At 64.4% G+C, this 22180-nt stretch carries 20 protein-coding genes and 1 riboswitch; of the genes, 9 read left to right on the top strand and 11 right to left on the bottom strand.

Features of this window, described 5'->3' with window-relative positions; translation table 11 throughout:
• Window positions 1-178 precede the first annotated feature (178 nt).
• The 6 genes from CXQ89_RS08200 to CXQ89_RS08225 all read right to left on the bottom strand — a co-directional run bounded on the left by CXQ89_RS08200 (window position 179) and on the right by CXQ89_RS08225 (window position 7492).
• A complete protein-coding gene (locus CXQ89_RS08200; RefSeq protein WP_104160903.1) occupies window positions 179-712 on the bottom strand; it encodes a CarD family transcriptional regulator in 534 nt (177 codons plus the stop codon).
• Between the two features lie 271 nt (window positions 713-983).
• A complete protein-coding gene (locus CXQ89_RS08205; protein ID WP_104160904.1) occupies window positions 984-2213 on the bottom strand; it encodes an acyl-CoA dehydrogenase family protein in 1230 nt (409 codons plus the stop codon).
• Window positions 2214-2248: 35 nt separating this feature from the next.
• Window positions 2249-3946, bottom strand: a complete 1698-nt coding sequence (locus CXQ89_RS08210) for an ABC transporter ATP-binding protein (protein WP_104160905.1) — start codon at window positions 3944-3946, stop codon at window positions 2249-2251.
• Window positions 3947-3948: 2 nt separating this feature from the next.
• A complete protein-coding gene (locus CXQ89_RS08215; RefSeq protein ID WP_104160906.1) occupies window positions 3949-4842 on the bottom strand; it encodes an ABC transporter permease in 894 nt (297 codons plus the stop codon).
• Complete coding sequence (locus tag CXQ89_RS08220) at window positions 4839-5840, bottom strand: ABC transporter permease (RefSeq protein ID WP_181032265.1); 1002 nt, start codon at window positions 5838-5840, stop codon at window positions 4839-4841. Before CXQ89_RS08220 ends, CXQ89_RS08215 begins: the two co-directional genes overlap by 4 nt.
• Complete coding sequence (locus CXQ89_RS08225; protein WP_258059973.1) at window positions 5837-7492, bottom strand: ABC transporter substrate-binding protein; 1656 nt, start codon at window positions 7490-7492, stop codon at window positions 5837-5839. The genes CXQ89_RS08220 and CXQ89_RS08225 overlap by 4 nt, the downstream gene beginning before the upstream one ends.
• Before the next feature lie 104 nt (window positions 7493-7596).
• Window positions 7597-7695, bottom strand: a riboswitch (SAM riboswitch).
• Window positions 7696-7997: 302 nt separating this feature from the next.
• Between CXQ89_RS08225 and CXQ89_RS08230 the strand changes: the two genes are divergently transcribed.
• A complete protein-coding gene (locus tag CXQ89_RS08230; RefSeq protein WP_104161413.1) occupies window positions 7998-9731 on the top strand; it encodes an MDR family MFS transporter in 1734 nt (577 codons plus the stop codon).
• A complete protein-coding gene (locus CXQ89_RS08235) occupies window positions 9728-10189 on the top strand; it encodes a MarR family winged helix-turn-helix transcriptional regulator (protein WP_104054472.1) in 462 nt (153 codons plus the stop codon). Before CXQ89_RS08230 ends, CXQ89_RS08235 begins: the two co-directional genes overlap by 4 nt.
• A gap of 100 nt (window positions 10190-10289) precedes the next feature.
• On the opposite strand, the gene CXQ89_RS08240 is transcribed toward CXQ89_RS08235, so the two are convergent.
• Window positions 10290-10577 carry a hypothetical protein gene (locus tag CXQ89_RS08240; protein WP_104160908.1) on the bottom strand — a complete coding sequence of 96 codons (288 nt, stop codon included), beginning with the start codon at window positions 10575-10577 and terminating at the stop codon, window positions 10290-10292.
• Window positions 10578-10622: 45 nt separating this feature from the next.
• Between CXQ89_RS08240 and CXQ89_RS08245 the strand changes: the two genes are divergently transcribed.
• Both CXQ89_RS08245 and CXQ89_RS08250 read left to right on the top strand, forming a co-directional pair.
• The gene (locus CXQ89_RS08245) at window positions 10623-10994 is read left to right on the top strand and encodes a VOC family protein (RefSeq protein ID WP_104054470.1); all 372 of its coding nucleotides are present in this window, start codon (window positions 10623-10625) and stop codon (window positions 10992-10994) included.
• Between the two features lie 202 nt (window positions 10995-11196).
• Window positions 11197-12045: a hypothetical protein gene (locus CXQ89_RS08250; protein ID WP_104160909.1), complete on the top strand. Its 849-nt coding sequence runs from the start codon at window positions 11197-11199 to the stop codon at window positions 12043-12045.
• Here CXQ89_RS08250 and CXQ89_RS08255 read toward each other — a convergent pair.
• Entirely contained in the window at window positions 12011-13894 is a 1884-nt protein-coding gene (locus CXQ89_RS08255) for an ABC transporter ATP-binding protein (RefSeq protein WP_181032266.1), read from the bottom strand. The genes CXQ89_RS08250 and CXQ89_RS08255 overlap by 35 nt on opposite strands.
• 91 nt (window positions 13895-13985) lie before the next feature.
• On the opposite strand from CXQ89_RS08255, the gene CXQ89_RS08260 reads away from it, so the two are divergent.
• From CXQ89_RS08260 to CXQ89_RS08280, 4 genes are all read left to right on the top strand, one after another.
• Window positions 13986-14465: a MarR family winged helix-turn-helix transcriptional regulator gene (locus tag CXQ89_RS08260; RefSeq protein ID WP_104160911.1), complete on the top strand. Its 480-nt coding sequence runs from the start codon at window positions 13986-13988 to the stop codon at window positions 14463-14465.
• A gap of 454 nt (window positions 14466-14919) precedes the next feature.
• Complete coding sequence (locus tag CXQ89_RS08265) at window positions 14920-15762, top strand: alpha/beta fold hydrolase (protein ID WP_104160912.1); 843 nt, start codon at window positions 14920-14922, stop codon at window positions 15760-15762.
• Complete coding sequence (locus CXQ89_RS08270) at window positions 15755-17293, top strand: ATP-binding protein (protein WP_104160913.1); 1539 nt, start codon at window positions 15755-15757, stop codon at window positions 17291-17293. The genes CXQ89_RS08265 and CXQ89_RS08270 overlap by 8 nt, the downstream gene beginning before the upstream one ends.
• 388 nt (window positions 17294-17681) lie before the next feature.
• A complete protein-coding gene (locus CXQ89_RS08280) occupies window positions 17682-18248 on the top strand; it encodes a GNAT family N-acetyltransferase (protein WP_104160915.1) in 567 nt (188 codons plus the stop codon).
• A gap of 13 nt (window positions 18249-18261) precedes the next feature.
• On the opposite strand, the gene CXQ89_RS08285 is transcribed toward CXQ89_RS08280, so the two are convergent.
• The 3 genes from CXQ89_RS08285 to CXQ89_RS08295 form a co-directional block, all read right to left on the bottom strand.
• Entirely contained in the window at window positions 18262-18885 is a 624-nt protein-coding gene (locus CXQ89_RS08285; protein ID WP_104160916.1) for a maleylpyruvate isomerase N-terminal domain-containing protein, read from the bottom strand.
• A complete protein-coding gene (locus CXQ89_RS08290; protein WP_104160917.1) occupies window positions 18875-19321 on the bottom strand; it encodes a VOC family protein in 447 nt (148 codons plus the stop codon). Before CXQ89_RS08290 ends, CXQ89_RS08285 begins: the two co-directional genes overlap by 11 nt.
• A 66-nt stretch (window positions 19322-19387) precedes the next feature.
• Window positions 19388-20509, bottom strand: coding sequence for an S-layer homology domain-containing protein (locus tag CXQ89_RS08295; RefSeq protein WP_258059974.1), 1122 nt, complete (start codon window positions 20507-20509; stop codon window positions 19388-19390).
• 193 nt (window positions 20510-20702) lie between these two features.
• On the opposite strand from CXQ89_RS08295, the gene CXQ89_RS08300 reads away from it, so the two are divergent.
• Window positions 20703-22076, top strand: a complete 1374-nt coding sequence (locus CXQ89_RS08300) for a DUF2254 domain-containing protein (protein ID WP_104160918.1) — start codon at window positions 20703-20705, stop codon at window positions 22074-22076.
• The last annotated feature ends 104 nt before the right edge of the window (window positions 22077-22180 follow it).

Here is a 22180-nt window from a genome sequence, read left to right on the forward strand (position 1 = left end):
GGATCGGAGGGTCCGCCGTGGAAAATATCTGATCCTCTTAATTGTAGGCACTGCCGCAGCAGAGTAAACCCCTATCCGGAGGAGGCAAGCTGTGACGCTGCCCATCGATACGCGGGCTGGTCTGCGGCGTCACAATCATGAATCCGCGGGCCTCCGGCCCGAAGAATCCTGATACGGCTTAAGACGCCTCAGGTTCGGTGGCAGCGCACCACACGGCGTCAATCATGTCCGATGCTGCCTGCTCCGTAATAGCAAGCGCCAGCGACACTTCCGTCAACAGCGGCTGCCGTGCATGGCGCAGCATTTCCCGTTCCGCCTGGGAAAGCCCGTGCGAGTTGTTTCGCAGCATCAGATTGCGCACCACGGCGGCAATCACCAGAGGGTCGCCCGTGGCCAGCTTTTCGGTATTGTCCTTAAACCGCCGGGACCACTGGTGATCCTCCTCGTCAGCCGGGCCCCGCAGGACCGAAAACAGCGTGTCCAGACCGGTTTGGTCCAGGACGGGCCGCAGGCCCACACGCTCAATCTGATCCAGGGGAACCCAGACCATCAGATGGGAGGCCTGCACTTCCAGGACCATGCAGTCCTTCTGCAGACGCGGATGGATTTGAAAAGAGTTGACCACTGCTGGGCCGTGATGGGGATGAACCAGAACCTGACCTTTGGAAAATGACAATTGGCACCTCCGGCAGAAGCTGAAGGCCCGGCTCAATGCCCCAAACCGGTGTCATCAGTCAGCGGGACGATTGTTTCAACGGTTCACCGGGAGAGAGTAGCGGCAAACTAATCTGAAAGCGCGGATGCAGCTGAACCGTACGGACGGAGCCGCCCACATCCGCGAGCCTGGCACTGCCTCCATTTTACGCCGACCCCCACCCCTTCTGCCGAGTCCCGGGGGAACAAGTGCGGGCCGCTGCACCTAAATCCCTGATCCGGCTGCACTAAAGGTGCTCCTGCCGGACGGGCCGGCAGGAGCACCTTTGTCACCGGGCTGAGGCGGAGGCAGGAGCAGGAGCCTCACCCGCCCGCCACACGAAGTCGGGTACCGTACCGTTGATTTCCCAGTCGCCCACGATCCGTGACTTGTAGATGACCGGATTGTGGGAGGAAATGGTCCGGGCATTGCGCCAATGCCGGTCCAGCTGCAGTTCCTGCCGGGTTGAAGAGGCACCGAGGGCATTGAAGAGAAGGGAAGCTGCCCGCTGGACCTGCTCGGTCACCACAATCTGCGCCTGCGAAGAGGCGAACTCCACCGCTGTGACCGCGGCGTCTGCGAGCGCACGCGACGATTGGAGCTGCGCCTCGTAGGCTTCCTGCACCAGTTCGGCCACCCGGAGGGAAGCTGCTTCGGCAGAGAACGCCAGCGCTGATACTTCCCCCACCACCTGCTGCACCTGGATATCCGCGCTGGGCCGGGTGCCGTTTCCGTTGCTGAAGGTCCTGGTCCTCTTGCGCACTTCGGAGACCACGTCCCCGAGCGCCGCACGGGCTATGCCGGCAAGGGTCGCCACATGGATGAGCTGGTATACACCGGTGCTGTACGGCGGATGCGCCGCCTCCGTGATGACGTCCGCAGCGGGAACGAACACATTGGTGAAGACCGACGTTCCGCTGGCGGTCAGCCGCTGGCCAAAACCGTCCCAGTCATCGATCACCTCAACGCCCGGATTATCGCGGCGGACCAGGGCTATGACGTCCAGGCCCTCGGCTGTGCGGGCACCCGTCTGGATCCAGTCCGCGTACAGGCTTCCCGTCGTGTAGGACTTGGTGCCGTTAACCCGGTAACCCGCACCGTCCACCGTGATGGTGGTGCTGACCCCGCCCACGGGGACCGGTCCGCTTTCGGTCCAGGCATTGCCCACCACCGCCCCGTCTGCGATCCGGCGCAGCCACTTCGTGTTGTTGGCATACAGCAGGTCCTCCACGAAGGCGATGTGGCAGCGCAGGGCCTGGGCCAGATTCGATTCCGCCGCCGCCAATTCAATGAGCAGCCGGAAGAAGTCCGGGGCGGACACGCCTCCGCCGCCGAGTCCGGAGGGAACCCGCAGGGACGTGAAGCCCGCTTCGGCAAGGCGGCGGACTTCATCGTGCAGCAGGATGCGTCCGCTCTCCCGCCGGGCTGCACCCTGGGCGATGTCTGCAAACAGCGGGCGGAACCGGGCCGCCAGTTCCGCATAGCTGCGGGCGGAGGAAGCCAAAATCTCGGTGGTCATGAAAAGGGTCCTTTCGGGGAGGTCTATAGCGGGGTTCATGCGTGCAGGTCGGTGGCGGAAAGGCGCCGGGGCATCTGGGGCACGGCAGCGAGCAGGGCCTTGGTGTAGTTGGTTGTCGGAAAGTTGAAAAGCGATGACGCGCTGCCGGATTCCATGACACGGCCGTCCTTCATCACCAGGACGTCGTCGCTCACATGATGGATCACGCCGAGGTCATGACTGATGAACAGATAGCTCAGGCCATGCTGTTCCTGCAGATCCGCGAGGAGATCCAGGACCTGGGCCTGGATGGACACATCCAGCGCGGATACCGGTTCGTCGAGCAGCAGCACGCGGGGCCGGAGCGCCAAGGCGCGGGCTATGGCCACGCGCTGGCGCTGCCCGCCGGAGAGGGTGAGCGGCTGCCGGCGAATCAGGTCCAGGGGCAGCCCAACCTGACCGAGCAGTTCCGCGGCGCGGTCCCGGCGTTCACCGGGCGTGCCGGTGCCCCCGGCCTCCAAGGCGTCGGTAATCACCCGCTCCACGCTGAAGCGCGGATCAAAGGAGCTCAGCGGGTCCTGGTTCACCAGCTGGATGTCCCGCCGGTGCGGACGCCGCATCTCTTCGGTGACCGGTGCCCCCTGGACGTTCCCGGCCCACGGCAGCCCGCCGAGCCGGACCGTCCCCGCATCCGCCTCCGTAAGTCCCAGGACGATGCGCGCCGTCGTTGACTTGCCCGATCCGGACTCGCCCACGATGCCCAGGGTTTTGCCGGCCGGCAGTGTAAAGGAGACATTGTTGACCACTGTGCGGGAGGAGCCGTCAGGAGACACATAGGCCTTGACCAGATTGCGGGCTTCGAGCGCCGGAGCCTCCGCGGAGAAAGCCGAGGCCCGTACCGGGCCTGCGGACTTCACTTGCCGGGGCAGGGACGAGAGCCGGGTGCCCTTGCCGCGGCCGGAGGGAACGGCATCGATCAGCTGTCGGGTGTACTCGTGGCGCGGGTTGCCCAGCACTTGCGCCGCCCGCCCCGACTCGACTATCCGTCCGTGCTGCATCACGGCGATTTCATCGGCGAGCCGGCTAACCACGGCAAGGTCATGGGAGATGAAGATCAGCCCGCGGCCCTGTTCCTTCAGACCCTCCAGCAGTTCGAGGATCTGGGCCTGGACGGTGGCATCCAGCGCGGTGGTTGGTTCATCGGCAATCACCAGCTGCGGATTGAGTACGGTGGCCTGCGCAATCAGTGCGCGCTGCCGCAGCCCGCCGGAGAGTTCACCGGAGCGTTGCCGCGCCCGGACCTCGGGATCGGTGATGCCGGCGGCGCGCAGGGCAGCGAAAACCCGTTCCTGGCGCTCCTCCCGTCCATGGACACCGTGGGCGCGGAGGGCTTCGTCGATTTCCCGGCCGACCGTGCGCAGGGGATCCAGGGACACGAGGGCATCCTGGAGGACATAGCCGATGTGCTTTCCCCGCAGCCTGCGCCACTGCCGCTCGGAAAGCCGGGCTGCATCGTGCCCGAGCACGTCCAAGCGGTCCGCGGATACCCGGGCGTTGGGCGCGTTGAGTCCCACGAGAGTGCGGGCCGTGACGGTTTTGCCGGACCCGGATTCCCCCACCAGGGCCAGCGCCTTCCCGGGGGCAAGGGCCAGCGAAACATCACGGACGACGTCAATGGTGCCCCGCGCGGTGGAGAAGGAAACATTCAGGTTGTCGATGGCGAGCAGCGGCTGCTGCGGGGTGTGCGGTGTCATGGTCAGACCTCTGCTTCGAGTCGGCGCTGCAGGTGATGGCCCACCACCGTGGTGGTCAGGGCCGCGAGAGTGATGAATATCCCGGGGAACGCGGCAATCCACCAGGCGATCTGGAGGTAGTTGCGCCCGTCGGCGAGCATTGCGCCCCATTCGGCGGCCGGCGGCTGCGCGCCGAGTCCGAGGAAGCTCAGGGAGGATGCCCAGACAATGGACTGTCCGATGCCGAGCGTGACGAGGACAAACAGCGGCCGCGCCACGTTGGGGATGATGGTGTGCCGGAGGATGTGGGAGCGTGACCGGCCCAGGGACAGAGCCGTTTCCACATAGGGGGCGGCCACCACCTGCAGCGTCTGGGTGCGGAGCATCCGGGCGTAGCCGGGGGCGGATCCGATTCCCACGGCAACCGCGGCGGTGACGACGCCGGTGCCGGAGACGGCGATCACGATCAGGGCCAGGAGCAGGCCGGGGAAGGCGAAGAGGATTTCGACGAAACGGCAGATCGCCGAGTCGACCCGCTTGCCGGACACTCCGGCAGTAATGCCCAGTGCACCGCCCAGGACCAGTCCGATGGCCGTGGCCGCCAGGCCCAGAAGCAGAGACTGGCCGGTGCCGGCGATCACCCGGGACAGGATATCGCGGCCGTTCTGGTCGGTGCCGAACAGATGGGAGGCGCCCGGCGCCTGGAAGGCGTTGGCGGGATCAATCTCATAGGGGTCCTGCCGCAGGAACAGGGAAGGGGCGACGGCGGCGAGCACCAGGAACACCAGGAGCGCGCCGGCTATCCACACACCGGCGGGAGTGCTGCGGACCAGCCGCAGGGTGCGCGAGTGCGTCCCGCCGGTCAGCGGGCCGGCGGGCTTTTGCACTGTTGAGGCGGGTCTGGCAATCGTGGTCATGCTGCACTTCCTGTCGGGTTGGTGCGGGGGTCCACCGCGCGGTAGAGGAGATCCACGGCGAGGTTCACGAGGATGTAGACGGCGGCAATGATGAACACCACGGCCAGGGTTACCGGCATATCGCGGTTGATGATGGCGTCCACGAGGGAACGCCCCAGCCCGGCCCGGGCAAAAATGATCTCGGCGACGACGGCGGAACTCACCAGTGAGCCCACTGCCCACGCGGACAGCGTGAGGCCGGGCAGGATGGCGTGCCGCAGGGCATGCGTCAGCCGCACGGCGGCGTCGCTTAGCCCCCTGGCACGGGCGCTCAGGATGAACGGCTGGGCCAGGGCTTCTTCGAAGGAGGACCGGGTGACCTGGGCGATGAACCCGGACAGGGGGATAGCTAGTGAGAGCGCCGGCAGGACGAGCGAGCGGAAGCCGTCGTCTCCGGCCACCGGGAACCAGCCCAGGATGACGGCGAAGAGGACCGCAAGCATGATGCCCACCCAGAACGGGGGAAGGGAAGCGAAGAACACCTCCAGGGTCCGCCCGGCGCCGTCGAGCACACGTCCGCGGCCCACCGTGAGGAGCGTGAATGCCAGGGCGATGGCCCATGCGAAGGCCAGCGCCAGTCCGGCGAGCTGCAGGGTGGGAAGGACCTGCGGACCGATGATCTCGAGTACGGGAACCTTAAAGATGTAGGACACCCCAAAGTCCCCGGTGATCAGGTTGCCCAGATAGGAGAGGTACTGCAGAAGAACGGGCTGGTCGAGTCCGTACTGGGCTCTTACCGCTGCCACCGTCTCGGGCGACGGGGAGGATCCGGCACCCCCGAGGATCGCTGTTACGGGATCGCCGGGCGTGAGGTGCAGGACAAAGAAGGTGAGGGTGACGGCCGCCCAGAGGACAAAAACGCTGCCGGCGGCCCGCTTTCCGACAATACGGCCGGTGCTGCCTCCGGACACCGTTGTGCGAGGTGCCGTGTTGAGGGGATCAAGGGATTGGGTGCTCATTGGGGATCCACCGCCGTGACGTCGTAGAGGTAGGGGAGGGAAAGGCTGGGTTCAAGGGTGAGGTTTGTCCAGCGGTCGCTGCGCAGGGCCACCTGGCTGGCCTGGTTGTAAAGCGGCAGCTGCAGGGCGTGGTCGCTGACGATCTGCTGGGCCTGGTGGTAAAGGTCCTTCCGGACGGCAGCATCGTCGGTGGCAAGTGCCGCGTTCAGGATCGAGTCCAGCCCGGGATTCCGAAAGCCCGATCCGTTGGCTACAAAGCCGGCAGACTCGGTGTATTCCGAGGAGAAGACAATGCGGAGCACATCGGCGGTGTTGGTGTTCCAGTAATCGGCGCGAAGGTCGTATTCGAAGGTGTTGCCCAGTTCGCTCACGGTTGCTGCGTCGCCGTTCTCGATCAGCACCTCGAAGCCGGCCTGCTTCGCTGTCGCCTGGATTTGAGTGACCAGCGCCTGGTGCGCAGCGGGCCAGGCTCCGGGGGTGTACGGGAAATGAACTCTCAGGCGCTCGCCGTCTTTCACCCGGTACCCTTCGGCGTCGTGCTCCGTCCAGCCGGCATCGTCGAGCAGGCGCGCTGCTTCGGCGGGGTCCGGGTCATAGACGTGCTCAAAATCGGGGGAATAGAAGCCGGTGGTGGAGCTGAGCGGCCCGCCGGCCCGGGTGACGGTGCCGAAGTAGACGCTGTTGATGCCAGCGTCCACGTAGGCGCTGTGCAGGAAAGCCTTGCGGACGTTGAGATCGTCAAACGGCGCACGGGTGGTGTTGAGGATCAGGTTGGTAGGGTTTCCCGGCCGGTCACGCAGGGTCAGCTCCACGTTTCCGTCCGCCTCCGCCTCGGCAAAGTGGACCGAGGGCATGAGGTCCAGGGCGTCCGCCTGGCCTGCCCGCAGCAGGCCGTACCTGGTGGAGTCTTCGGGAACAATGCGCCATTCGATCTTCTCAATGTGTGCCGGGCCGTCATGCTGCGCGTAGGGCGGAGCGGAGTTGTAGTCTTCGTTGCGGACCAGGGTGACCTTGGACTGCGGGACATAGTCCAGGATCTTGTACGGTCCCGAGCCCACCGGCGAGTGGCAGTTTTCCACTTGCGGCCGCTTCAGGGCCGCGGGTGACTGGATGCCGAGGAAGGGCTGGGCGAGCACCTCCAGGAACGCCGCATACGGGCGGTTCAGGGCGACGACGGCGGTGGTCGGGTCCACTACCTGCGTGGACTCGTAGGGTTTGAGGTAACCGCCTGCGGTACCTGACTGCGTGTTTGGATCCACCATGTGGTCCAGGTTTGCCTTCACTGCTTCCGCGGTGAGTTTTGTCCCGTCGGTGAACCAGACGTCGTCGCGCACTGTGAAGGTGTAGGTGAGGCCGTCGCCGGACACTGACCATGCTGTGGCGAGCCACGGGTGGATGGTGCCGCCGCTGTCCTGTGAAACGAGGGAATCCAGGTAATTCGCTGCGATGGATGCCTGCGGCATGTCGCCGTCCACGTGGGGATCCAGGCAGGAAATGTCCTTGCCGGTGGCAAAGACAAAGGTGTCGCTCCCGCTGGCTGCGGCCGGCCCGCCGCAACCGGAAACGGCAGTGGCGAGCATGGCCCCTGCCGTGAGGACGGCGAGGGTGCGGGGTAGCGGGGGATGGGGTTTGAGAGGTCTTGCTGGGCTCACGTCAGGCTCCTGAATCATCGCCCGGCGGAGGGCGACGCAGGTTCGCCGGCGGCAGCTTCGCCGTGCCGGGGCAGGGCGAAGCTGACCAACGAAAGCGCGCAGCTTCTCCATCGGTCCTGGCAGTAGCACCGTTCCCCGCTGCTGGGCGTGGAGGGTTGCTGCGGCGTCGTCGATCCAGGTCTCTCGGCCGCTCGGGATGGTTAAGGAAAAGCTAGCCCATGGATCACGGCCGGGCCAGCGATGACCGTTTTTGACCTTATGGGCGTCTCGGTGCGTCATCGGCGGTCACAGAGGTTCACGGCGGTGACATCCGGACCCGGGACCGGGCGTCCGGCCAAGGGTGTGCGATACGCCACGAAATTAGTTGACTAAGGGCAATTACTTATATAGTTGATCTAAATCAACTACTAGCAGGAGCCCGATGTCCCCCGCAGAACGTCCCCCCGAAAAAAAGTCCGAAAAGAAGGCCAAGGTGCCCAAGCGGACCGCCTCCCCGGACGGGACCATGACTCACAAGCAGGTGCTGGAATCCCTTTCCGGCCTGCTCCTTGGCATGTTTGTCTCGATTCTGGCGGGCACGGTGGTTTCCACCTCCCTGCCGCTGATCATCTCGGACCTTGACGGCAACCAGTCCGCCTACACCTGGGTGGTGACGGGAACACTGCTGGCCACAACGGTGTCAACGCCGCTGTGGGGCAAGTTTGCTGACCTGTTCAACCGCAAGCTGCTGATCCAGCTCGCGCTTGGCATCTTTGTGCTCGGCTCGGCCCTGGCCGGCTTCTCGCAGGACACCAGCACGCTGATTGTCTTCCGCGTGCTGCAGGGTCTGGGTGCCGGTGGTCTCGCTGCGCTGAGCCAGATCATCATGGCTGACATCATCAGCCCGCGCGACCGCGGGAAGTACGCCGGACTCTTTGGTGCCGTCATGGCGGTGGGCACAGTGGGCGGACCGCTGCTCGGCGGTGTTGTCACCGACGCCTTCGGCTGGCGCTGGAACTTCTTCATTGCCCTGCCGGTGGCGGTGGCTGCCATCATCCTGCTGCAGATGACCCTGCACCTGCCCCAGCATGCCAAGCGCAAGGTCCACATCGACTACTTGGGTGCTGTTCTGATCGCCGGCGGCGTGTCACTGCTGATGATCTGGGTGACCCTGGCGGGCAACCAGTTCGGCTGGGGCTCGCTGGCCTCCTTCCTGATGGTCGCCGGATCCGCCTTGCTGCTGATCGCTGCCGTGCTGGTGGAATTCAAGTCCCCGGAACCCATCATTCCGCTGTCCATGTTCAAGAACCGCACCTTCACCCTTGCCGTCGTGGCGAGCATTTCCGTGGGCGTGTCCATGTTCGGCACTTCTGTGTTCCTGGCGCAGTACATGCAGCTGGCCCGCGGTGCCACCCCCACCGAGTCCGGCCTGCTGACCATCCCCATGATGGCCGGCCTGCTGGTCTCCTCCACGCTGTTCGGAACGATCATCAGCCGCACCGGCAAGTGGAAGGCCGTGATGATTTCCGGCGGTGTGCTCACCGTGGTGGGTTCCATCCTGCTGAGCACGCTGGCCTATGACACCAACCTGGTGCTGGTCGGCATCTACATGGCCGTTCTGGGCGCAGGCCTGGGCATGCTGATGCAGAACCTGGTGCTCGTGGTCCAGAACTCCATTGAGGTGAAGAACCTCGGTGTGGCCACCAGTGCGGTGACCTTCTTCCGCAGCCTCGGCGGTACCGTGGGTGTTTCCGTGCTGGGTTCGGTGCTCGGGACCATCGTTGCCTCCGAAATCAAGGACGGCATCGGTGCGCTGGCGCCGGCAGACCAGGCTGCGGCTGCCGTGGCCCTGGGCAGCGGATCCATCCCCAAGGTCTCCGAACTTCCTGACGCCATTGCCGTGCTGGTGGAAAGTGCGTACGGCGTCGGCGTCGGCTCGGTCTTCCTGTACAGCGTTCCGCTGGCCGTCATCACCCTGCTGGCTGTCATCTTCATTCCGAACGCCAAGCTTGGCCGCCAGAATGCCGTACAGCTGAAGAAGGCCGCCGCAACCGCTGATCCTGCGGCGACCGCCGGCATCGCCGGAGCTTCCGCCCCGGCGGAGACCCAGGCATCCGACACCGCTGCGGATTCAGCGGCCCGGAACGAGCGTCCCTCACCGGCCGAGCTTGCACTGGCCGACGTGGCGACGGGCGCCGTAGCTCTGGTGGATCCGGTCTCACCGGTGAGGACTGCCAACCCGGAGAGCCAGCCCAAGTGACACCGCAGGAGCTGGGCCGGACAAAGGCCCTGCACGAGGTTGAGGAAAATCTGCGTCTACTCACGGAAACCGTTCGCAGCCGCATGCGGGACGCAGCCAAGGGCATCGACCCGACCCTGCCCCTGTTTGGCCTCAAAATGCTGCAACTGCTCAAGCGCGAGGGTCCGCTGCATTCCGGAGCGGCGGCAGACCTGCTGATGGTGGACAAAAGCGTGATCAGCAGGCAGTCGCGACAGCTCGAGGAACTGGGACTGATTGAGGTGCAGGCCGACCCCCGGGACGGCCGCGCCCGCGTGCTGGTCCTGACACCGGCCGCAGAGGAACGGGTGGGCTCTGTCCAAACCGGCATTATGCTGGACAGCCACATCCTGGATGACTGGTCGGCGGAAGAGCTGCATGAATTTGCCGGCTATCTCTCCCGGCTTCGCAGCCCCAGCACGCTGGCAGACGCGAGCTGAGGCCAGGCCTACGGATAAAGACAGAACAAGCCGGACCCGACAGGGGTCCGGCTTGTTCTGTCTTACCGGCAGGGACTGCTGCGCCCGGAGGGCGGCATTCCTATTCCGCGGGGCGCTCCGACCCGGTATGAGGCGCCTCGGGACCCCTGGCATTCTGGTTTCGCCTGCGGCTGCGGGACGACAGCATGGAGAAGGCGGTGCTCAGCACAAAGAACTCGCTGACGAAGCCCATGGGGCTGGCCGGCAGGGGAGCAAACTGATGGAACAGCACCAGCGCTGACACCATGAGGATGATCGGATGTGCCCGCAGGATCCATTCCGCGGGCACCTCACGGGGCCACGGAAAGAAACCTTCGTCGGCAGCTGTGTCGGCGCGGGATATCTTCATGGCTCCATCTTGCCAGATACAGGCCGAGGGAATATGTTTCCAGCCATGGCTATCGCACGCACTCCCACCACTGTCATTGACTGCCCTGATCCCGCGGCACTTGCCACCTTTTACGGTGCCCTGCTGGATTGGACGGTGAACCTGCATGAGGATGAATCCTACGACGGCTGGACTGACATTACCGATGCCACCGGCCAGCGCTATTGCTTCCAGCAGGTGGAAAACTACACGGCGCCGGTCTGGCCGGAACAGGATATTCCGCAGCAGGTGCATATTGATGTGGATGTTGATGACCTGGATGAAGCCGAGGCGGCGGTGCTGCAGCTCGGTGCCACTAAGCATCCGTACCAGCCGGGTACCACCTTTCGCGTTTTTCTGGACCCGGCCGGACACCCGTTCTGCCTCTGCCTGGCGTAGCGGTAATTACCCCTGATGGTGCGGGCGGGCGTCCATTCATTGGCCTGTACCAATATGTGGAGTCAAAACCCCTGAATATGGCCACAGACCCTGTTTATTCATCTGTTGGAAAGGATAATAGGAGCTAGTCGGTCGGCAGTTATACCAGCATTGGCACAGTTAGTGCCGCAGATGCCGGATAGCCGGGGCAGGGGGCGAAGATATGACCGCAGAATGGCTTGTCTTCATAACTAGTCTGGTCTCTTTGCTGGCATGGCCGGCAGCCGTCGTCGTGCTTCTGTTTCTCTACAAGAAGCCGGTTATCAGTCTTGTCCTTGCACTGTCAGAGCGGATAGCGGAGTTAAAGGAAGTGTCGTCGCCCCTGGGCGGGGTCAAGTTTTTCCGTGAGCAGGTGGAGGAAACCATCGTGACACTCACGGAAGGAGCAGCCGAGGCGTCTTCCGCCGAACGGAGTATCCGCGCATCCGCCTCAACGTCCACCGGCGGCTCCCGTGAGGAAACGCCAAAACTCGTCCGGAGGGCGGACCGAGATAACCCGGAGAGCCATGGTTCGGATATCCGGAGGGGATTGGCTCACCGGAGCGATTCGGCAGCGAGTGGATTGGCCGACCGGCGTCCTATTGCATATGCCGAGATGGCCGCAAACTGGATTGACGCAATCGAGAGAATGAAACAGGCAGACGCTAGTGTTGCCACGCTTCGGGCCGGAACCTCAAAGTGGGCAACGTGGGTCAATAGACTGCAGGACATTGCAGACCTTGTCTCCCCGGCAGCTGCGGTGAAAGAAGCTTATTCCGAGGTGGAATATGCCGCTCAGGGATGGGTGAAACTGAAAGAACCCGAGGCGTCGCTAAAGGGTCATGACCTTATCCGGGCACTGAGAAATTCCGACACCCCCAGATACATCGCTGACAGCGTCGATCAGCTCCGGTTACTTCGGAACTTCCTGGCCCATAACGGTGAATTCATCAGTCCATCAATGGACATCCGTGAATACGCCTCCATAGCGTGGACTCTCATTGAAGGATTCCAGTCCCTGCAGCAGGAATAGAGGCGCTCCTGGCGGCCAGCCGGGCAAACGCGCCGCCCGCTTCCCGCAGACGGGCGGGAGTGCCGCGCTCGACGATCTCTCCGGCGTCGAGCACCACCACCTGGTCCGCGTTCTCCACGGTGGACAGCCGGTGCGCGATGGTCAGCGTGGTCCGGCCGGCGGACAGCCGCTCCAGGGCGGCCTGGACCTGCGCCTCGGTGGTGTTGTCCAGTGCCGAGGTGGCCTCGTCCAGCACCAGTACCGGCGGGTTGCGCAGGATGGTGCGGGCAATGGCCAGGCGCTGCTGCTCGCCACCGGAGAAACGGTGTCCGCGTGCGCCCACCAAGGTGTCCAGCCCTTGGGGCAGGGCGCCGATGGAGTCTGCGATCCGGGCCGCCGCCAGTGCCTGCCACAGCTGCTCATCCGTGGCTTCCGGAGCGGCCAGCAGGAGGTTTTCACGGACGGAGGCATGAATCAGGTAGGTCTCCTGTGACACTACGCCGACAATTCTTGCCAGATCCTCCGGCGCAATCTCCCGCAGGTCCACTCCGTCGATCGTGACGCGGCCGCTACTGACATCGTTGAGCCGCGGCAGCAGCGACGCCAAGGTGCTCTTGCCGGAACCGGTTGCCCCCACGACGGCGGTGGCGGTACCCGGGGACAGTGTCAGGTCGATGCCGCGCAATACGTCAGTGCCGTCCCCAGAGCCGCCGTCGTACGCGAACCGCACACCCTCGAACCGTACTTCTCCGCGCACCGTGGCCGGGTCCAGCCGGACGGGATGTTCCGGCGCCTTGATGGCCGGAACCAGGTCAAGGTATTCGAAGATCCGGGAAAAGAACGCCAGTGCGGTAACCCACTGCACGCCGATGTTCAGCAGGCCCATTACCGGCCGGAAGATGGTCCCCTGCAGGGCGGTGAAGGCGACCAGGGTGCCAATCGTCATGCCGCCGCTCGTGGCAGGGAAACCTGCGGCGAGGTAGATGACGGCGGGAATGGCTGCGAAGACAATCTGCATGGTGGCCATCCGCCAGCGTCCGGCCAGCTGGCTGCGCAGCTCCAGGCCCACGAGTTTCTCCGAGCGGGCGGTGAAGCGGCTGGCGTCGCGGGGAATGGTGCCCAGGGTCTTGGCCAGCCGGACGCCGGAAACGGACAGGCCCTCCTCCACCTGGGTGTGCAGGGCGGCGAGTTCGCGCTGGCGCTCGTCGGTGACCTCGCGGCGGATTTTGGCGACGCGGCGGGATAGCCAGATGGCCGGCGGCAGTACGATCAGCGAGATCAGGCTCAGCCCGGGGGAGAGGGCCACCATCGCCACCGCGGTGGCAACCGCCGTCGTGAGGTTGGAGGCAACACCGGTGGCGGTGGTGGTGACGACTGACTGCATGCCGGAGATGTCGTGCGTGAGGCGGGACTGGACTTCGCCGCCCCGGGTCCGGGTGAAGAAGCCCAGCGACTGGGACTGCAGGTGGGTGAAGAGGTTCACGCGCAGGGTGTGCATGACACGCTGGCCCATGGCCGTGGCCAGCCAGGTCTGCACCACACCGATCGCCGACGTGACGGCGGCAACGCCCACCATGGCAGCGGTGAGGAAGGCCAGGAGGCGGACGTTGCCGTTGGGCAGCGCGTCGTCAATCACAGCGCGCACCAGGAACGGCTGCGCGAGCCCCACCACAGAAGCTGCGGTGATGAGCAGGACGACGACGGCGATGGTTCCCTTGTGCGGTGCAAACAGCGCCGCGATGCGGGAGAGTGAAGCGGGATGCTGCTTGAGCTGTTTTTTGTCCGCCGGGTTGAGTTTCGCGGGTCCGCGGCCTCCGCGGCCGCCACCTCCGCCGTCGACGCCGGGGCTCTCGATTCCTGATATAGCCAAAGGTCCTCCTGATGCTGCCGGTGTTGTACTCGGCAGCTAATACAGAGGTTACCTCACTATGTGGTTACCGCGAAATGGGTAGACTGGGTTCATGATAGATGCCTCCGCCGATCCGGCGGCCCTGGGAGACCTGATGCACGCCGCGTTCCGCGGACTTCGGAAGCGCTGGATGCTCCAGCTGGCTCCGTTCGATCTGACGCCGCACCAGTTCCGTGCGCTGAATGCCGTGGCGCGTGCTGCCCTCACATCCTCTGGATCGAAGGGTGAACCGGGGCCGGGGGAGACTCCGGGGTTGCGGCTGAAGGAGCTGGCGGAAAGGCTGCGGATCGCTCCGCGGTCAGCCACTGAGGTGGTCGACCAGCTCGCTGCGAAGGGTCTGATTGAACGGACGCCGCATCCGACGGACCGCCGGGCGACGCTGCTGGCGCTGACCGCTGAAGGGGAAAGTTTGCGGAAGCAGGTTCTGGCGGACCGGAAGCGTGAGGCTGATGAGTTTTTCTCGGTGTTGGAGCCCGCAGATCGAGCTGAGCTGGTTCGGATTCTGGGTGAACTGGTACCGGAGCGCGGGTAGATACGGCCTGGCGGACGCAGGGGAGACCCATGCGGGTGCATGAACTTCTGCCTCGCTCCTTATTCTGTTAGATTGCCAGCGGGGGATCTAAGAGCGCTTTCTCCGGGCGTCCCCTGTCGGTCATTGGAATTCTCACCGGTGATCGGCGGTCTCAAACAAAAAGGTCTCCGTTTCCATGCGTGCATCACCCCGCATTTCCCATGCTCTCCGCGACTCGCTTCGGGGAACGTTTCAGTATCGATGACAAACTTCACCGCCCGACGCACTCCGCCCTTTAGCGGATGTTTCGCCCCGCGGACGCATTTTCTCCCGGCGGGGGAATCCCTTGTCTGCTTCGCACCGGCGAAACGCCCGTGCTATTCCAGTCGTCCTGCGGATGTTTAGTCTGCCGTGGTCTTGTGTTCAGAAACCACCACTGTACGAACAGTCATAATCAACCCAAAGCAGGTGCAGGATGAACGAGGATGCAGCAATCAACCCGGTGAGCGCGGATACGGTTTTCCGTCGAAACAACGTGAAGGTGCTGGGACGTTCGGACGGACCGGCCCTGGTGCTGGTGCAGGGCTTCGGTTGTGACCAGGTTATTTGGGACCGGATTCTGCCGGAGTTCACGCAAACCTGCAAAGTGGTGTTGTTGGACCATGTGGGAACAGGGTGGGCCGAGCCTGCCGCCTACTCACCGGAAAAATATGCTTCGCTGAAGGGTTATCTGGCTGACCTGCTGGAGGTCCTGGACGCCCTGGAACTGGAAAACGCCACGGTGGTGGGTCACAGCGTCGCCGGAATGATGGCCCTGGCCGCATCCGTGGAAAGCTCCCGCATCGGGCGGCTGGTGCTGCTGTGCGCCTCCGCCTGCTATCTCAACCATCAGGGGTATGAAGGCGGCTTCGACCCGGAAAACGTGGAGGACGTGCTGCGGGCCGTCGAAGCCAACTATCCCTTGTGGGCCGCCGCCTCCGCTCCGGGCATCACGGGAACGGAGCCCGGCTCCGGGCTCAGCATCGAACTGGCCGAGCGGATGTGCCGGCTGCGACCCGAATACGTCCGGGATTTTCTGCGGATGTCCTTTGCGGCGGATGTCCGGCCGTTGCTGGAGCGGGTTCCGGCTCCGGCGCTGATCCTTCAAACACATGCTGATCCGTTGACTCCGGAAGCCGCCTCCAGCTACCTCCACGAGCACCTGCCGGGCAGCACGCTGATGCCACTGGACATCCGCGGGAACATGCCGCATCTGAACGCCCCTCGCCAAACCGCGTCGGCCATTCTGGCCTACATCGAAAGCGACCCTCGTGGATAGCAGCTATGAGGCGCATTTCCACGCGGCTGCGTCCGGATATCTCGTCCTGGCAACAGACGGCACGATCCTGGATGTCAACCGGACACTGGTCTCCTGGACCGGGCATTCCCGTGACGGGCTGATCGGCGGCAACATTGTGGACCTGCTGCCGGTTGGGGACCGGATTCTCTTCGCCTCCCATGCAGCGCCCCAGCTGGCCGTATCCGGGTGTTTCAATGAAATGGCAGTGGAGCTGCTTTCCGCTGACGGGAAACGGATCCCTGCCCTTCTTTCCGGGGTCCGTTCCGAGGGCGACGACGGTGGGTTGGACCGCATTTCCGTCTTCAATGCCTCTGAGCGCCGATCCTATGAGCAGGAATTGCTTGCCGCCCTGCGCAAGGCGGAGGCCGCAGAAGCGTCGCGTGCCGCAGTGGAGGCTGAACTTCGGGCAAATCAAAGGGAACTCGAAGAAAAGGACCGCATCCTGGAGGCCAATCTGGCGGAGAGTAGGAAGCGTGAGACACTGCTGGCCACATTCCTGGACACTGCCGACGTCGGGCTGCTTGTCCTGGGGGAGCAGGGGGAGGTGGTGCTCACCAACGCCCATCTGGTGTCCACCTGGCGTGCGGCCGTAGGAAATGCCTCCGTTGCCGAGATGGAGCAGTTGGTCTACCGGCCGGACCGGGAGACGTTGGTTCCAACTCCGGGACAGCCGTTCCATCGGGCTGCTGCCGGGGAGTCCTTCTCCAATGAAGTGATTTGGTTGGCCCCTGGCAGCGATAAGGAAATGGCCGTCGACATCTCGGCCCGTCCGATCCGGACCGATGGCGTTTTCTCCGGATCGGTGCTTGCCTTCAATGATGTCACCCGGCTGGTCCAGGCGGTGGCGGCGCAGGAGGAGTTCGTGGCCAGTGTTTCCCACGAACTGCGGACCCCGCTGACATCTATCATGGGATACCTCGACCTTGCCCTCGAGGACGAAACCCTGTCCCCGCAGGTCAGCACCATCCTAGGGGTGGCGCTGCGCAATTCCGAACGGCTGCTGAGCCTGGTCTCCGATTTGTTGTCGGTGGCCTCCGGGAGCAGGAAGATGGAACGCCGGCCGGTGAACCTGGCCGAGATCGTGCGCGCGGGCCTGGTGTCCGTGACGCCCAAAGCCCGGGCCAATGCTGTGGCGCTGGAAGAGGATCTTCCTGCCTGCCTGACAGTGGAAGTGGATCCGCAGCGGCTGGCACAGGTGGTCGACAACCTGCTCTCCAATGCGGTGAAATACTCGCCCGGCGGCGGCACCGTCAGCGTCCGTCTCCGGCAGGAACACGAATCGATCCGTCTGACTGTGTCCGATACCGGTATCGGGATGAGTCCGGCCGAGCGGGAACAGGTGTTCACTAAGTTCTTCCGGAGTCGCAGGGCGGTGGCTTCGGCGGTTCCCGGCGTCGGACTGGGTCTGGTCATCACCAAAAATATTGTGGAGGACCACAATGGTGAGCTGACATTCACCAGTGAACCCGGGCGGGGCTCCACTTTCACCGTCACCCTGCCCGTGAGGTGACCTGCGGCAGACAGCAATTCCGTTTTGTATACCCGAGGGGGTATCTGTCATGCTAGTGGGGGACGCAGCGTCCTGAAGCAAGCGAATTGGAGTTGGCAAGAATGTGCAGAGCAGTCACGTGCCGCAAGTGCGGCAAAACCACCTGGGCGGGTTGCGGAAACCACGTGGATCAGGTCATGCGCGGCGTGGCAAAAAACGATCGCTGTACCTGTTCCACAGCAAAGACCGGGAAAACGGCTCCCGCCGCGGGAAAGTCCGGTGCAGGCTGGCTGGGGAAACTGTTCGGCCGCTAACCGCGGTGCAGGGTTAAGTCAGGTCCGGCGCGGTTGCCGCGCCGACCGGGCTGCCGGTTTCAGGGAGCGGGGCTTCGACCCGTCAGAATGGCGGGATGGATATCAGCCCGGAGACTCCGCCCTGGCCGGCCATCGACCCGTCCCACGGAGACGTGATCCTTCGCCGGTTTCAGGATGAGGACGCCGCGATGGCGATGAAACTCGCCACAGACCCCTACGTACCCACGGTGGGAACTCTGCCGGCCAACGCGACTCAGGACGAAGCCCTCGCGTGGGTCGAACGGCAGCGGCAGCACCACATCCGCGGAACGGGGTTGGCCTTTTCCATCGCCGACGCCGGGACCAATCATTGCCTGGGCCAGATCGGACTGTGGCTCCGAGAGCTGGGAGCGGGCCGTGCCCAGGCCGGCTATGCAGTCAGCCCGGACGCCCGCGGCCGCAGCGTGGCCGCCAATGCGTTGCTGGCACTGTGCGGTTTCGCCTGGACCATTCCCGAGCTGCACCGGATTGAGCTGTATATCGAACCCTGGAACACGGCCTCCGTCCGCACTGCGGAAAACGCCGGTTTCTCCCGCGAGGGACTGCTCCGCAGCCACCAGGAAATTTCGGGAGCCAGAAGGAACATGCTGCTCTATGCCGTTGTCCGGGAGGCAGTGCCGTAGCCCGGGACCGTCATCACCAGGGTGCCAGTTCCGTTTCCGGGTCCAGGGGTCCCCGGCCGGACAGCCAGGCCATGAACGCTCGCCGGTCACCGGACGAAATGAGCCGGTCGGCAGTGCCGGCCAGCAAATTCTGTAAATCCCACGCCACGTATTCCTCCGGCCAATCCGCGGGGGTGTAGCCAAGCCCCAGATCCACATGGTGCATCTCGATTTCGCGCAACCTGTGTGCCGGGCACGCCCACACGCCGTAGTCCGATCCACCGAGGAAATGACCGTTGGGCCATCCGGCCGCTGCGTACCGGTCGAAGACCTGCTCAAGCCGGGATTCACTGGCTTCCAAGTCGGCAACGAGCTCGTCCGCTGATCGCCAGGCACCCGCCTTGATTTCCTCCTCCCGCTGTTTGCTGCCGCCCAGGTACTTGGGCAGATCGAGTCCGTCCAGCGCCCCCGTTATTCGCCGGGCGTGGGAATCGGCATTGCGAGCCACATGCGTGAGAACGTGTCCCACGGTCCATCCGGGCAAAAGACTGGCAGCTCGGACATCGGAGTCCGTCAGCTTGTCCGCACTCCGCAGGAGCCGTGTGTGAGCTTCTTGGCACAGTTCCGATGCGCGCTGCGGATTGGCATCAAGATTCATGGAGCCCGTTCCCTTCGGTTGCGGATTTGACTGCAGAAGCTGCTGCCGGCTCGTACCCGATCAGCCAGTGCAGGCCGTACCGGTCAACCACCTGCCCGTCGGAGGAGCCCCACGCCTTGGGGGCCAGCGGATCAACTATCCGGCCGCCGTCGGACAGCTGTGCAAACCATTCATGCAGGAGCGACGGTTCGGCGGTTCCCAGCAGGGAGAGCATTACCCCCTGAACCTGAACGCTCTTTTCCTGCCGGCCGGCGTCCGCCCCGGCCAGCGTAACCACACCGTCAAGGACACCGTGGGCGATGGCACCAGGCGGACCGCCGCTGCCGAAGTCCGAATTGGTGTGCAGGGAAAGCTCTCCGCCGAACACGTCGGCATAAAAGGTCAGGGCTTCGCGCGCAGTCCCCGGGAAAAGGATGTAAACCATGGGTGCCGTCATGCCGCTGAGGGTACATGATCGACGCCGGGTTGGGAGCGGTGGCGTCCCTCCCGACCCGGCGTGGGTTTACCAGCCCCGCTGATCGAAGCGGTGCATGAAGGCGGCCATGGCATCACGGGCCACAGCCTGCCCCGGAGCAAAGGTCCTGGTGCCGTTGGGCTGGGACCAGCCGGTGGAGATGCCCTGGTCCGCGAGCCACGAGATCTCCTTGTAAAACTGGTTTCCCGGGGTGACGTCAGTGAAGACGGATGTCTTGGGCGGGGTGTACGCCGGTGAACCGGCGCTGCGGTACAGGAAGGCGGCCATGGCATCGCGGCGCACGGTGTCCAGCGGACGGAAGGTGCCATCCGGCCAACCGGTAGTGATCCTGGTTCCGGCAAGCCAGGTCATTTCTTTGTAGAACTGCTGGCGGGCGGAAACGTCCTTAAAAGGGGAGATGTTTTGCGGCCTGTGCTGGGGTGATTCCGCCAGCCGGTACAGGAAAGCCGCCATCGCGTCGCGGCGCACAGTGTCCAGTGGACGGAAGGTCCCGTCGGGCCAGCCGGTGGTGATGCCCTGCTCGGTCATCCAGCGGATATCCTCGGCAAAGGCTGAACCGTTCGGGACGTCCTTGAAAATGGCCGGCGGCATGGGGGCAAGGCTGGCGAGATACTCTTCCGCCGTTGCAAAAGTCTTTTGCGGCACCTGCCCGTACTGGTAGTACGTGGTGGTTCCCCACATGAAACCGTCCTGCTTGTCGAACGCGATTCCCACACCCATGACGTTGTCCGCGGGCCGGCTCATGTTGGCGTTGTGTCCGGGGGAATTGATCCACTGGTCCACCATGGACTGGCCCGTGCCGTAGCTGTTGTAGGCGACGTTCTCGGCAGCGGAGACAAAACCGGATTCAATCCGCTTGTCCTTGGCATAGCCTGAGGAGTGCTCCAGCGTTGTTGTGTCCGCCATGCGGGTGGACCACTCCTGGGCCACGAGTGAAGCGTTCGCACCGATCCGCAGCGGCTTGAGGCCTTTGCCTTTACGGAAGGCATTGATTCCGTTGAACACGTCGATGATCTGCTGCTTGCTCTGAGCGGGGGTGCTTTGGGGTGCGGCAAGCTCTGCCGGCGCAGGGACCGGCGCCGGTTCCACGGCAGACGCCGGGGCAGCCGTGAGCAGTCCTGCCAGCATCAGGGATGTCGTGACGGCCATGGGTTTGGATAGGCGGCGGGAGCCGGGGCTCATAAGGAGGTGCCTCTCAGTAGCGGTGCGGGTGGGTTTCAGCCTAACCGTGCCCGTGAGGCACACTCTTTAAAGGCGCGGCGGGGCGGCAGCCAATTGGAAGCGCATCGGCCTCCGGGGCAGACTGGGATCACGCTTATTTTCCTTGTTCTGAGAGGTTCCCATGGCTCATGGTTCAACATCTGCCGCCCGCCATCCGCACGAACCGCAGCCACGGTTCCGGGTCACCCGGGAGGGACTGCGGGCATCCCTGTGGTTCTGGCCCAGCTGCGCCTCGCTGGCGGCAGTGCTCCTGACCCTGCTGCTGATGCAGGTTCGCCCCGGCGATGACGTGGCCTGGGCGCAGCGGATCTGGCCCACCGGCGTCGACGCCGCGTCCAGCCTGCTGCAGACCGTCGCCACCAGCGTGATGACGGCCGCAACGGTCACGTTTTCGCTGACCGTGGTGGCGTTGCAGCTGGCCTCGCAGCAGTTCTCGCCCCGCCTGCTGCGTGAATTCGCCCGTGACGCACGGACCCAGGCTGTTCTGGGCGTGCTGCTGGGTACATTCCTGGTCAGCATCACCGGCCTGCACGGGATGGATGCCAACCGCCCGGTGCCGGTGCTGGTGGTCGGCATGGTGTATGTGCTGGGAATTGCTTCCGGGATTGTGCTGCTGCTGTTCATCGGGCACATCGCCCGGTCCTTACGGGTGGACACCATGATGCTCAACGCACATCAGGACTGTCTGGCGGTCCTTCGGGATACTTATCCGGTGTCCGAAACGGGTGAAGTGCAGGAGTTTGACCAGCCTGCGGGAGGCACACTTGTTCCCGGCGGGCGCAGCGGGATCATCCAGAGGATTGACCGGCAGCCGCTGATGAAAGTACTGCAGGATCGGGGGCTGGCCATGAGGATCATGGTTCAGCCGGGTGACCACGTTACGGTTGGCTCCCCGGTGGCACGGGTCTGGACCGACGACGGCGGGCCGGTGCCGCTGAGTGCCGTGCAGAAGTCCCTGGCAGTGGCCCTGGACATCGGCTATGAGCGCACGCCGGAACAGGACGCCGCCCTGGGGCTGCGGCAACTGACCGACATAGCTGTGAAGGCCATTTCTCCCAGTATCAATGACCCCATTACTGCGGCCCACGCCACCGGGTACTGCGCAGACCTGCTGGTGGATCTGCAGCGGCGCCGGCTGGGGCCGGAGGCCCACCGGGATGACGACGGCGTGCTCCGCCTGGTGACCACGGGCCGGGACTACCGGTATTTTCTTGACCTTGTCTGCGGTCCGGTCCGCCGGTTCGCCCATTCGGAGCCCATTGTGCTCACCGCGGTGCTGCGGCTCCTGCGCGACTGCGCCGCCACCGCCGTCAACGATGCACAGCGCGAAGAGATCCGACGGCAGAGCTCGCTGGTACTCGAGACGGCACGCAACGAGATGGTGGCCGCGGACGACGAGGAAATCCGTGACATGGGACGACGGGTGGAGGAGGCGCTCGCGGGGAACCTGGAGGCGGCCTTTACCGACCGGTCGGGAGAGACCCGTTCGGTGTAGCCGCGGCAGCAGCAACCCAAAGTGGTCGAATTCTCTGCGGCACACCGTCCGTCAGTTGATCAACCTTCGGCCCTGACCGCGGCCGCGGCGAGATAGGGGAAAGT

This window comes from Arthrobacter sp. ZGTC212 (assembly GCF_002929255.1).
Classification (GTDB): domain Bacteria; phylum Actinomycetota; class Actinomycetes; order Actinomycetales; family Micrococcaceae; genus Arthrobacter_B; species Arthrobacter_B sunyaminii.

Coding starts and splice junctions, on each gene's coding strand:
- CXQ89_RS08230 (WP_104161413.1), top strand. CDS start 7,998: ATGACTCACAAGCAGGTGCTGGAATCCCTTTCCGGCCTGCTCCTTGGC.
- CXQ89_RS08245 (WP_104054470.1), top strand. CDS start 10,623: ATGGCTATCGCACGCACTCCCACCACTGTCATTGACTGCCCTGATCCC.
- CXQ89_RS08280 (WP_104160915.1), top strand. CDS start 17,682: ATGGATATCAGCCCGGAGACTCCGCCCTGGCCGGCCATCGACCCGTCC.
- CXQ89_RS08300 (WP_104160918.1), top strand. CDS start 20,703: ATGGCTCATGGTTCAACATCTGCCGCCCGCCATCCGCACGAACCGCAG.
- CXQ89_RS08290 (WP_104160917.1), bottom strand. CDS start 19,321: ATGACGGCACCCATGGTTTACATCCTTTTCCCGGGGACTGCGCGCGAA.
- CXQ89_RS08215 (WP_104160906.1), bottom strand. CDS start 4,842: ATGACCACGATTGCCAGACCCGCCTCAACAGTGCAAAAGCCCGCCGGC.
- CXQ89_RS08210 (WP_104160905.1), bottom strand. CDS start 3,946: ATGACACCGCACACCCCGCAGCAGCCGCTGCTCGCCATCGACAACCTG.
- CXQ89_RS08295 (WP_258059974.1), bottom strand. CDS start 20,509: ATGGCCGTCACGACATCCCTGATGCTGGCAGGACTGCTCACGGCTGCC.
- CXQ89_RS08265 (WP_104160912.1), top strand. CDS start 14,920: ATGAACGAGGATGCAGCAATCAACCCGGTGAGCGCGGATACGGTTTTC.
- CXQ89_RS08240 (WP_104160908.1), bottom strand. CDS start 10,577: ATGAAGATATCCCGCGCCGACACAGCTGCCGACGAAGGTTTCTTTCCG.
- CXQ89_RS08250 (WP_104160909.1), top strand. CDS start 11,197: ATGACCGCAGAATGGCTTGTCTTCATAACTAGTCTGGTCTCTTTGCTG.
- CXQ89_RS08205 (WP_104160904.1), bottom strand. CDS start 2,213: ATGACCACCGAGATTTTGGCTTCCTCCGCCCGCAGCTATGCGGAACTG.
- CXQ89_RS08285 (WP_104160916.1), bottom strand. CDS start 18,885: ATGAATCTTGATGCCAATCCGCAGCGCGCATCGGAACTGTGCCAAGAA.
- CXQ89_RS08220 (WP_181032265.1), bottom strand. CDS start 5,840: ATGAGCACCCAATCCCTTGATCCCCTCAACACGGCACCTCGCACAACG.
- CXQ89_RS08260 (WP_104160911.1), top strand. CDS start 13,986: ATGATAGATGCCTCCGCCGATCCGGCGGCCCTGGGAGACCTGATGCAC.